Origin of the sequence: Hyella patelloides LEGE 07179, from assembly GCF_900659865.1 — a bacterium.
Taxonomy (GTDB): domain Bacteria; phylum Cyanobacteriota; class Cyanobacteriia; order Cyanobacteriales; family Xenococcaceae; genus Hyella; species Hyella patelloides.
Genome location: NZ_LR214002.1, coordinates 1 through 11,152, shown reverse-complemented (window position 1 = coordinate 11,152; position 11,152 = coordinate 1). Strand labels below are relative to the sequence as shown.

The following is an 11,152-nucleotide window of genomic DNA, read 5'->3' as shown; positions in this document are numbered from 1 at the left end:
TCTGTATCTTTGCCATTAGGAATTTGAATTCCGCCAAAACGTTGTTGTAAAAATTGATTGTGGGTAGTGAGAATATCTGCCTGAGAAATAAACTTCTCTAGCCACTGCAAATATAAAGGATGATCGGGGTGTCTCAAAGCACCATCAGAGCGTATCAGGTCACGGGCAAACTTTTTCGGGTTCAAACCATAGTTATAAGAGTCACCACCATGCCAACTTAATTCCCAGTCATCAATATCGAGCCATAAAGGACGATGACTCAATAACTTTTTAACCAAGGCAATCCCAAAACTGCTGGGTTTTAGCTTAACAGTACAAATTAAATCCCCATCAATTTGTCTGATAATTTGCGAGGCAGCTTTAACAAATCCTGAATGATATTCACAAGGCAACGCAGTTATGGGAAATGGTGCATCTTTAATTGACGGGGCGACTTCACCAAAAGCAACACCGAGCATTGTTACTTCACAATTCAAACGACGCAAAGCTTCTGCTAATAAAAATGGTCGGACACCACCACCCCATCTACCAGCACCACTACTAGATAGATCGCTGACAACTATCGATACTTTGATTTTTCGCTGCTGATCTTTCAAGGTCAAAATAAGATTATTCCCATACTTCCTTCTTAATAATGAATTATCAACTAGGTAAACGTCGAGTGCCTGAGATTCAGTCTGACTGAGAACCTGATAACATTATTAACTATATTTTCCAACCTAATTTAGTTGGTTGTTGATATATCTTTTTTAATGTATTGATATCCCGTACTGAAATAGTGGGAGTATCTCGTACTTGAGAGAAGTATAAAGCATCGCTTTGGCGATCGCTATGTCCCCAAATGCCCAAACCATGTCCTAATTCGTGGCGTGCTGCTGCTAAAGTGGCTAGTGGAGAAAGATCGGGACTAATCTTAATTGTCATTTTATGAGCTAATACTTTTTGTTGCTCTTCCCTGACATAAAACTCGTAATTAGTTTGAGCCGTAATCGCCTGGGGAATATCGTATAGTCCCGTATCGGGATTAAGCTGAATTTTTCTATCTATTGATGAGCTTACTATGACGATATCAGCTAATTCTGGCTGGTTAATTTCTTGTAGAGGTAAATACAGATTCCATTCGGCGATCGCTTTTGCCACAGCATTTACCCATTGTTGAAAACGAACCCCTTGAGCAGAATTATCTTGCAACCCCGAAGGTTGCTCTACATAAACGGCGATCGGAAACTGCGACCAAATTAAATAGCCTACAGGAGTGGTTTGGATGAGTTCAAAATAATCTCCTTGCCGATCGACATCGTTCCATTTTGCCAGAGAAGGCGGTAACGGATGAGGTTTCAAAGGCGCGCTTTGTGCGTGGGAAAAGGTTGAAGGGAAAAAGGTAAGGGGAAAATACTCAAAAGTTTTTGATGTAGAGAAGAAACACAGTAAACAAACAGTAGTAAACCCAATTAACCACTGGTTTATTTTGACATTTAACATTCACCGTATTATTAATAAACAACCAACAACTAATCACCAACCAAAAACAATAGAGGGAAGTCGCGGATTAACAATATAATCCAGCCTTGAGACTAAATCATTCTGCCAATCAACAACTATCCCTCTACAGAACAAGGATAATTAACCTATTCTTAATTTATCTGCCAGTTGTTTTACGATAAGGAACTTTATCTAAACTAATGTTCATCGCAGAAACTCTAGAAGGAGTATTGGCTCTGTTGGGTAAACTACGAGCCATATCCAGATACAGAGCAGGATTTCCTGCTGTGGATTTTTTCTCTTGAGGAATATAACGACGAACTTCGCTTTGCCAAATAATTTGGGGGAAGCCTAAGATTGCTCTGTAGTAGCCATCGTAACGAGGAGATGTGATATTAAATGGTCTTTCTCCTTCATCGCGAGAAGGTAGAACGCGACGACGTTGATAAGGTACGATGTCGTAACCGAAATTTTCGATGTACTCTTCGCTACCCAAAAGCTCATCAATAAAGCCTTCTTTTCCTTTTGTCCCAATTACAATAGACCAAGCAATTTTTTCTCTTTCGTTGTAAACATCGCGTCCAAGAACTCTTTGAACACACTGCTCAACAAAACGGTAGTTGTTATTTTTAGAGTAGAAACTATTGTCATAGGTTTCCGATAGCAACAAACCACGAATAAAATCTCTTACAGTGATTTGACCATCACGTAATTGAGATTCAAGAAATGGCTCACGGTCTGATTTGAAGGCATAAAAGAAAATTTGACGATAAGCTGCATCAATTAGCTCACCCATCGCTGAAGGGGAAAGTAAACTTTCCGTAGAATAAATTCTAGGTTGGTCATCACGACCAACTTCATATCCTTCGACGCGACTGTTTTGTGATGTCGGTTTGTAATCCAGTAGAGGAATAGACAAGTCAAGACCTCCGAGTTTTGCTCATAATAAAAGATAATCTCGATAGTACCGCAGTCGGAGACTTAAAGTTAAGGATGGTAACAAAATATTACAGAGTTTGCTAATTATTATGCGATCCCTCTAAGATTTCTTCAGATTGGAAACGCGCAACCTTGTTAATTGTTATTTGCTCGTGGTTAGTTGTTGATTGTCGATCTCGATCGAGATTCGCTTATCTTGCGAGTTCATGTTAATTTTCTCTTGACAAAGAAGTTAGAACATTACCAACCACTAATAGCGTAAGCAGTAGCAGGAGTTTCTTCAGCAGAATCACGATCTTCCACTACGCGAGCTTCGGCACAAAATGTCGCAGTGTTAAAACCACCAAATCTTTTAACGGTGCTGCTGCGTAAACGAAGGTTGGGATTGATAAACCAAAAACGCTCATAAATAGTCATGGTTTCGTATTCGGTAATCAATACTAAGCCGTCTTCGTTGTCCATTTCATATAAGCCAGCCACAGGAACAATTTCTGCATAGCCTCTCTCTCTAAGTAATTTACCTTTTCTGGGGTCATCAGCATCAGGAATTAAAGCAAAAACTGTTGTTCCTTTATGATCTTCATTCTCTTTGTCCCATGCCATTGCGCCATCCCAACTCACAAATGCTCCTCCGATAGCTAGGCTAGGTTCTACATCGTGCATTTGACAGATTTCTGCAATACGAGAGTCCCCTGCATCTAAAAACTCGACGCTAATATCTGAACCACCGCTTTCTGCTCTTCTAAAGGGTAAGTGATGGGTTGTACGCTGTGATTTCCATTGTCCTGCACTGCGCTGGAAAAATTCCATCGCGTCTTTAATTCGATCCATTTTAAATATCTGTTCCCAAATCTCAATATTTATACCAATATACCGATTATTAGAGAATTTTAGGTGCGTTAAGTTGTAGTGGTCAAAAATTGTGGGTTTACGGGAATTTTTTAGCTTGTCTGTATCAAATAATGCCAAAAAAGATAGTTATCTCTCATCAACATAATTAAGTTTTATTACATAGATTAATTATTGCTTGACAAGTTGGACATTTTATCAGTCTTCGTGTTACCTTTATTTAAACATAAAAGAAAAGCCAAATTATTATGCTTTTGTTTTTCTTGAATTACACACCGAGGAGGTAGGAACATGAATTTACCAGCACAATTAACTTTGGAGCAACAATTTAAGTTACAGATACTAAAAGATCAAGTAGAAACGCTTTCCAAAGAACAAGCTCAGGAGTACTTATTAGAAATGTTTCGTCAAATGATGGTTAAGGATAATTTGGTTAAACATTTGATGAAAAATGCTTAACTAATAGTCTAAAATCCTGTAAAGCGTGTTGTTGATTAGGAAAGATTATCTGTTATAACACTTGGCTAAATTATTAGTTGTAGTTAGTTATGGGAATCGCGCGGAAATTTAGATCTTTACTTTTATAGCTTCACTCTTTACCAATGAGATTTTTTACCTGATTCTTAATTTGAATGAACTTGTTAACTAATCAAGATTTTTGTAATATTGGCTACTAAAAAATACTTGCTAAATAGTAAATTAGAGAAGATATTACGATCGCTGGTAAAAAAGATGCCACTCGTATTTTGGTTATTTCTAGAAGATTGAAACCAATTCCGACAATTATTAAGCCACCCACACCCGTAGCAATTAAGATATAAGGATTACTTTCTGGATTAGTGAGATTTGTAGCGATCGCACTAGCAGCTAAAGATAACCCTCCCTGATAGATTAGTAACACCAGAATCGAACAACCGACACCGATACCATAGATATTTGCCAAAGCGATCGACACAATACCATCCATAGTTGCTTTAATAGTCAGTAAAGTATTATCTCCTGTTAAACCATTGTTGAGAGACCCAATTAACGTCATCGGCCCAACGCAAAATAAAAGACTACTGGCAACAAAACCTTCTGTAAACAATCCTTGACCACGAAATCGCTTTTTCAAGTAGTTTCCCAAGGCGGTTAGTCTCTCTTCAATCTCTAACCACTCGCCAATAATTCCTCCGATTACCATCGCCAAAAGACCTAAAATCACTCCCTCTAGGTTTCCAGCTTTTACCTGACTCATGGTGTTTGCCATACTCAAGCCAATCCAAACTGTAATTAAACCAATTCCTTGAGTAATTATCAGTTGCATTTTCTGGGTTAAGCGATTTTTCAAAGTTAAACCCAGAGTAGTTCCGACAGCTACGGTAAAGACATTAATCCAAGTACCGCTCGTTTTTGCCCAAAAATCGATCATTTGTTAATTGTTGGTTGTTCGTTGCTCATTGTTTCTCTCTTGTCTTTTTGTTTCCTCTGCTCCTCCTGCTTCTCTTATTTCTTTAATGATTCGGGTATTACGTAACAAAGGTGTAAAAACCCTACTAAAGATAGATGGCACGATCGAGCAAGTTTTTGTTATATTTATTTACATAAAGACAAATAAGTTAACGAAAAGGATTCAATTATGTTATCTCTTCTTATTGGTATAGTTTTAGTTGGCTGGGTTGCTGCATCTGTTATTGGTACTCAAACTTATTTTAGAGGTGAACAAAGCAAACCAATTCACGACCGCAACGTTAAATCAGAATCTTTTGAGAAAATTGCTGAAGCAATTACCGGAAGTAAAATAAATCACGCAGAAAGAGTGTTAGCTTATGGTATCGACTCCTATGCAAGCAATAATTTACGCGATCGTTAGAAGTTATGATAATTACATTGTGATAATTACACAAATATCGTGAGGGTCTCTCTGACTTCGTTAATATCTGTTTGCCCCAATCATTAACAACAAATAACCCTAGAAACTCGATAACGATCAATTAAACCGCAACCCAGTTTCTAGGGCTATTCTTTTGGAAAACAATTCTAACGTCTAATTTTTAGTAATCAAGTTAATAGATTACTCAGCAGTAGCTAACTCAGTGCTGCCACCACCGCGACGACGGGTTAGTGTGTTAAATAACATTATGCCGATTGCTTTGATGAGATTACCCTCTAACTCTTGGAACAGTTTCATATTCATTCCAAAAGCAGCATTTGCTTCATCAACAATTTGTTCTGCGGTTTCTAGAACCACAGGTAGATCGTTCATTGCTTGACGATATTTATTTTTGAAAGCTTTTTCGTCAGAGATATCAGCAAACTCATAAAATGAAGTACCTTCACCGTCAGAGATATTCATGGCTTTTTGAGCGATTTTCTTGAGAATTTGTCCTCCAGATAAATCTCCTAAATAGCGAGTATAAGAGTGAGCTACTAAAAGTTCTGGTTGAGTTTGAGCAATTTCTCTAATTCTGGCGACATAAGCTTTACCTGATTCAGAAATTGTAACTTCTTCTCTCCAGTTAGAACCAAAATAGTAATGTAAATCTTGTTCTAAGCTGTGTTTACGATTTAATTGTGGGAAGTAGATTTGAGAAACCACGGGATGATCTTTTAGTTTCTCCATTTCTTCTTCCATAGCCGAATAAATAAAGTAAAGATCCGCTACTAGCCTACGATAAGAATTTTTCTCGACTACTCCTTTAAGAAAACATTTTACAAAGCCGACATTTTCCGCCATTGTGTGAGATTTTTTGGTTCCCTCACGTAACATGGTTGCTAAATTTACGCTCATACTAAATTTCCTATCTTCTAAAAAAATCAGCGATCGATTATAACTATTCCTATGAAAACCGACGCTACACCTATTTGGCTAGAGTAAACTGATTTAATGCGAATTTTCATTAAGAATTTTTACGTTAAAACCGCTACAGAGTAACAATTTTTCACGATCTTAACTTAATTTAGTAACACTAATGCAATCTAAATAGATTAAGATATCTATTTATGACTCGTTTAGTAAAAATTAGCAAATTTTTAAGCTATCATTTAAGGCATCGTCCTGACTTACTAGGTTTAGAGCTTTCTCCTGGTGGTTGGGTAGAAGTAAATCGACTTTTACAAGCAGCTAAAAAGCATAATTTTTCGATCAGCTCGCTTGAATTGCAACAAGTAGTGGAACAAAATGATAAACAGCGTTTTTCTTTTAATGAGCGTGGTAATTTAATTAGAGCCAATCAAGGGCATAGTGTTCGAGTAGATTTGCAACTAAAGCCCGTAACACCGCCAGATGTTCTTTATCATGGCACTTATAGTAAAGCGATAGCTTCTATTAAGAAACAAGGCTTAAAAAAGATGTCTCGTCATCATGTGCATTTGTCATCAGACATTAATACCGCTCAAAGAGTTGGTGCCAGAAGAGGTTATCCTGTTATTTTCCAGATAGATGCTCTAGCAATGAGCAAAGCAGGTTATATATTTTATTGCTCTGATAATGGGGTATGGCTGACAGAGGAGATTCCTGTTAAATACTTGCAAGTGCATAGATAATTATAATCAACTGAATTCCTTGATTTTAAAAACGGCATTGGTGAATAGAAATATGATTTCTGGAGGCTGCTATATTCTACTTAATTTAAAAAGCTTATAGCTTACATTGTCCTCGAATGGGAATACGCGGAGTCTTAAAGCTTAAAGCTATGCCCTAAAGGGAAGCGAGTCCTAAGGCGGAAGCGGTATCCGTGATAGACGAACAGAAACACTTTGTGCGTCATACATTAAATCACCAACGCCTAAAAAACTTGTGGAGAAAAATCACAGTAAACAATACTAATGCACAAACCGAACAGTAGGCAATGTATTAATATTGGGAAATAGAATACCTCTATAGTAAGCATTCATGCTTATAATCATTACAGTATTCTTTACAATAATTCTCAATTTTTTTGAGTTTGATTTTAACTAGACCACATAACTAATAAACAGATAAAAATGCCTCGAATACTTGTAATAGACGACGATCCAGCGATTTCTGAGTTGGTATCTATTAACCTAGAAATGGCTGGTTACGATGTAAATCAAGCAGAAGATGGAATAAAAGGTCAGGCATTAGCGGTACAGCTACAGCCAGATTTAGTTATGCTCGATCTGATGTTACCCAAAGTAGATGGTTTTACTGTTTGCCAGCGATTGCGTCGTGATGATAGAACTTCTGACATTCCTGTTCTGATGCTATCTGCTTTAGGACAAACTCAAGATAAGGTAGAAGGCTTTAATGCTGGTGCTGATGATTATCTTACTAAACCTTTTGAAGTGGAAGAAATGTTAGCAAGGGTAAGAGCTTTATTAAGAAGAACAGACCGAATCCCCCAAGCTGCTAAACACTCGGAAATTCTTAATTATGGTCCTTTGACCTTAATTCCTGAAAGATTTGAAGCTATCTGGTTTGAAAACACAGTTAAATTGACTCATTTAGAGTTTGAGTTGTTACATTGTTTATTACAACGTCATGGTCAAACTGTAGCTCCTAGCGAAATTTTAAAGGAGGTTTGGGGTTACGATCCTGATGATGATATAGAAACTATTCGTGTTCATATTCGCCATTTACGCACAAAATTAGAGCCAGACCCTCGCCACCCTAGTTATATTAAGACAGTATATGGTGCTGGCTATTGCCTTGAGTTACCTAGCATTGAACAAGCCAATCTGAATGATGTCGATCAAGCTACTGCTTAAAGTAGGTTGATTGCTAATAGTTTGAATAAAGACATCAGAAGCTAACTATAAACTAGGTAAAACCAAGTTTCCGATCTTAAAGAAAGATAAAATCAAGGGACGGTAGTTAATAGCGTCCCGTTATCAACTATAATTATCTGGTGCTCTTTGATTTAACTCTCAAAGACTGCCAACAGCAGCGGGAGTTTTCGTATTATCTGTTTCTTGTAATTCTAAAGATTGCAGGCTAGGGAATAGAAAGTGGTTTTCTTCCACATACTGCGCTCCGAATAAACCTTTTTCTGCCCAGAAGTAGCGATCTGTGGTATGCTCGTTTCTTCTGACAACTAACAGTGCAGGAGGTACTATTCCTATTGAGGCAATGTACTTGCGGGCTGCTGTTACTGGTTTATCTTCACCGCTTTCGATACTATACTGAGGGATTAGCTCTAATATTTTGCGACCTTCCTGACGACGGCGACTCTTGCGTTTACGCTTTCTTGCCAACCCAGTTACCTCCTATTTTATTTTTCTATAATAATTGTAATGTTAGTTACAAAACTAGCAAAAATTGTATCGTATTAAGCTAGAAAAATCAACTCCCCCCCTTAGCAGAGTTTTGGTCTTCAAGCAAGAAGTAAATTAACTATGGACTCTATTATTTAGCTTCTAATGATTAAATAAAATAAACAGCAAAAAAGTTAATAAAACTATTTATTTAATGTCGTACTCTTACAATGTTGCCAGTGCTGAATTTGCTACTTTGTGTCAATCTCAAATCAAGTTACTTACGCAGGGATTAGGAGCAATATCGAGTGCTATTTATTTAACAGGAGAAGTAGAACAGAGCCCAGAAAAGCAATTATTACTATTTGCTATTTATCCGCAAACTAAGAGCAAATTTACCCCACAGATTGCCGAAGTTGAGCTACCAGAGATTTTACAAAGGGTAATTGCTCACAGGAAAATAGCACCAAGCTCTTTACTCACCGATGAAATTGAAACAGATAATTTAAGTGCTGTTGTACTAGAACAAGAAAACTTAGCCACTAAACAACTGGTGTTACCTTTGATTCATGAAGAGGTAATGATGGGATTATTGATTACTGGAAGAGAAGATCGTCACTGGAAGCAACAAGAATTAGAGCAAGTAAAAGCGATCGCAGTAACTTTAGCAATTGCTCGTTTTTTAGAAAAACAATCCCAATGGTATCGCGAACAATTAAAATTGCAACAAAGTATGCGTCATTGGGAGCAAGAACAACTAGGGAATTTATTGCATCAATTACGCAATCCCTTAACTGCACTACGAACGTTTAGTAAGTTGTTGCTGAAGCGTTTGCTACCCCAAGATCGCAATCAATCGATAGTAGAGAGTATTTTAAGAGAAAGCGATCGCTTGTCAGAATTAATCGATCGCTTTGCAGCAGAAACCAGTAGTGATGCACCAGAGAAGTTACCTGTAACTTTAAGCACGACTTCAGTTCGTTTATTGGCAAAAGAAGAACAACCGCCTCATAATTTTTTATTACCAGGAAACATCGAAAATTTAGATAATTTAGATCTCAAAAAGGTTTTAGAGCCTTTACTCATAAGTACAAGAACAATCGCCGAAAGTAAAACGATAAGTTTCGTGACTAATATCCCTTCCAATTTGCCTCCAGTTAAAGGAAACAGTGGAGCTTTGAGAGAGGTTTTTAATAACTTGTTGGATAATTCAATTAAATATACCCCCGAAAAAGGGCAAATTACCGTCCGAATCGAACAAAAAGATAATGCACTAGAGATAGCCATTGAGGATACGGGTTATGGCATTCCTGAAACAGATCTAGAGCATTTATTTGAACGTAGCTACCGAGGAGTGCAAGCAGAAGGAAATATACCAGGAACGGGTTTGGGATTGGCGATCGCTAAACAATTAATTGAACAGATGCAAGGCAACATTGAAGTCATTAGTCCTAACAATCGCTCTAATAATACTGATTTTCCTGGCACAATTTTTATAGTGTGGCTTTCTACAGTAATTAAGTAATTAGTTATTAACGACTAACCAGTAACCACTAACAACCAGCAAATGTAATAAATGAGGAAATTATATTTTTTACTTCCAGGGACAAAAGGTAAATTTGGTGGCGGAGGATTATGGGCAGAATTAAAAATTATTAAACTAGCCCAAAGAATATGTGAGGCTAATATTGTCACTTATAGACAAAAAGAAGATAATAATTTATTTTTAACTGATGTTTTAAAGACAGTTAATTCCCATGATTGTATATTTGTTGTTAACTGGGGTTTTGATGTTCCTAAACTGATATCTAAACTCAAAAAATATCATGTAATTTATCATGCTCATAGTGCAGATTATGGATTTAGATTACCTTCTGATATTCCCATAATTACCGTTAGTCGCAACACAATGGGCTACTGGGGTGAACAAGCAGCAAACTCGCTAATTTATTATTTACCTAATCAGTTGGGTACAGAATTTTACGATGCAGAAAAATCTAGAGATATTGATGTTTTAGTACAAACTCGTAAATCTTCTCAATACCTATTAAAACAGTTGATTCCTGCATTGCAATCTCGTTGTAAAGTACAAGTTATTAATGGTTATGTGGAAGATTTAGCAGCACTGTTTAACCGTAGTAAAATCTATCTTTATGATTCTGCTGAATATTGGATAGTAAGCGGTGTAACTGAAGGTTTTGGCTTACCACCTTTAGAAGCATTAGCTTGTGGCTGTAATATATTTTCTAGCGTCAATCATGCCTTAGCTGATTATCTCGATCCTGGTTTTAATTGCTATAAAATTGGCTGTTATAGTTTAGAGTATGACTTAAAATGCATTTTAAAGGTAATAAATTCTCAAACTCAACCAAAGTTACCAGGATCATTTTGGGAGCAATATAAAGAAGAGAATCTAGTTGCAAGATTAGAAGTAATATTAAAAGAAATTAATATTTTTTTTGATAGCAAGTCAGAAATCAAAACACAAATTAAAGAGCTTAATTTTTGGCAAATTCAAAATCTGAAAGTTAATCGGCTATTGGCAAAAGTTAAAAGTAAGTCGTCCTCGTAAACATGGTCATAAGTTAAAACTCAATGACTCCGAAACTTGGTTACCAGAAGATAAAATTGTTGAGGTCAAAGACTCTCAATTAGGACTCATTAAGATTCAGGCTTGGCATAAGTT

14 protein-coding genes are annotated in these 11,152 nt (G+C 36.8%); 6 read left to right on the top strand and 8 right to left on the bottom strand.

The features are described 5' to 3' along the window. The 4 genes from H1P_RS25800 to H1P_RS25785 all read right to left on the bottom strand — a co-directional run. The coding region (locus H1P_RS25800) for a glycosyltransferase (RefSeq protein WP_222427238.1) at positions 1-596 on the bottom strand (596 nt) is incomplete at its 3' end. Between the two features lie 109 nt (positions 597-705). Then, positions 706-1,482, bottom strand: coding sequence for a peptidase (locus H1P_RS25795; RefSeq protein WP_144872924.1), 777 nt, complete (start codon positions 1,480-1,482; stop codon positions 706-708). A gap of 157 nt (positions 1,483-1,639) precedes the next feature. Next, positions 1,640-2,401 (bottom strand): phycobilisome rod-core linker polypeptide, encoded by a 762-nt coding sequence (locus tag H1P_RS25790; protein WP_144872921.1) that lies wholly within the window; start codon positions 2,399-2,401, stop codon positions 1,640-1,642. A 260-nt stretch (positions 2,402-2,661) separates the two neighbouring features. Beyond that, positions 2,662-3,252: a phycobiliprotein lyase gene (locus tag H1P_RS25785; RefSeq protein ID WP_144872918.1), complete on the bottom strand. Its 591-nt coding sequence runs from the start codon at positions 3,250-3,252 to the stop codon at positions 2,662-2,664. 309 nt (positions 3,253-3,561) lie between these two features. Between H1P_RS25785 and H1P_RS25780 the strand changes: the two genes are divergently transcribed. After that, positions 3,562-3,729 carry an NblA/ycf18 family protein gene (locus tag H1P_RS25780; protein ID WP_144872915.1) on the top strand — a complete coding sequence of 56 codons (168 nt, stop codon included), beginning with the start codon at positions 3,562-3,564 and terminating at the stop codon, positions 3,727-3,729. A gap of 214 nt (positions 3,730-3,943) precedes the next feature. On the opposite strand, the gene H1P_RS25775 is transcribed toward H1P_RS25780, so the two are convergent. Next, positions 3,944-4,681, bottom strand: coding sequence for a DUF554 domain-containing protein (locus H1P_RS25775; protein WP_144872912.1), 738 nt, complete (start codon positions 4,679-4,681; stop codon positions 3,944-3,946). 3 nt (positions 4,682-4,684) lie between these two features. Then, positions 4,685-4,822: a hypothetical protein gene (locus tag H1P_RS36540; protein ID WP_186376146.1), complete on the bottom strand. Its 138-nt coding sequence runs from the start codon at positions 4,820-4,822 to the stop codon at positions 4,685-4,687. Positions 4,823-4,888: 66 nt separating this feature from the next. Between H1P_RS36540 and H1P_RS25770 the strand changes: the two genes are divergently transcribed. Further along, complete coding sequence (locus H1P_RS25770) at positions 4,889-5,122, top strand: photosystem II protein, Psb35-related (protein ID WP_144872909.1); 234 nt, start codon at positions 4,889-4,891, stop codon at positions 5,120-5,122. 201 nt (positions 5,123-5,323) lie between these two features. Here H1P_RS25770 and H1P_RS25765 read toward each other — a convergent pair whose 3' ends face one another. Beyond that, positions 5,324-6,040, bottom strand: coding sequence for a biliverdin-producing heme oxygenase (locus tag H1P_RS25765; RefSeq protein WP_144872906.1), 717 nt, complete (start codon positions 6,038-6,040; stop codon positions 5,324-5,326). Positions 6,041-6,252: 212 nt separating this feature from the next. On the opposite strand from H1P_RS25765, the gene H1P_RS25760 reads away from it, so the two are divergent. Next, entirely contained in the window at positions 6,253-6,795 is a 543-nt protein-coding gene (locus tag H1P_RS25760; protein ID WP_144872903.1) for an RNA 2'-phosphotransferase, read from the top strand. Between the two features lie 441 nt (positions 6,796-7,236). Then, positions 7,237-7,980: a response regulator transcription factor gene (locus H1P_RS25755; protein ID WP_144872900.1), complete on the top strand. Its 744-nt coding sequence runs from the start codon at positions 7,237-7,239 to the stop codon at positions 7,978-7,980. Positions 7,981-8,139: 159 nt separating this feature from the next. Here H1P_RS25755 and H1P_RS25750 read toward each other — a convergent pair whose 3' ends face one another. Next, a complete protein-coding gene (locus H1P_RS25750; RefSeq protein WP_144872897.1) occupies positions 8,140-8,466 on the bottom strand; it encodes a DUF3155 domain-containing protein in 327 nt (108 codons plus the stop codon). A 214-nt stretch (positions 8,467-8,680) separates the two neighbouring features. On the opposite strand from H1P_RS25750, the gene H1P_RS25745 reads away from it, so the two are divergent. Both H1P_RS25745 and H1P_RS25740 read left to right on the top strand, forming a co-directional pair. Beyond that, positions 8,681-9,991: a GAF domain-containing sensor histidine kinase gene (locus H1P_RS25745; RefSeq protein WP_144872895.1), complete on the top strand. Its 1,311-nt coding sequence runs from the start codon at positions 8,681-8,683 to the stop codon at positions 9,989-9,991. Between the two features lie 51 nt (positions 9,992-10,042). After that, positions 10,043-11,038: a glycosyltransferase gene (locus H1P_RS25740; RefSeq protein WP_144872892.1), complete on the top strand. Its 996-nt coding sequence runs from the start codon at positions 10,043-10,045 to the stop codon at positions 11,036-11,038. Positions 11,039-11,152 lie beyond the last annotated feature (114 nt).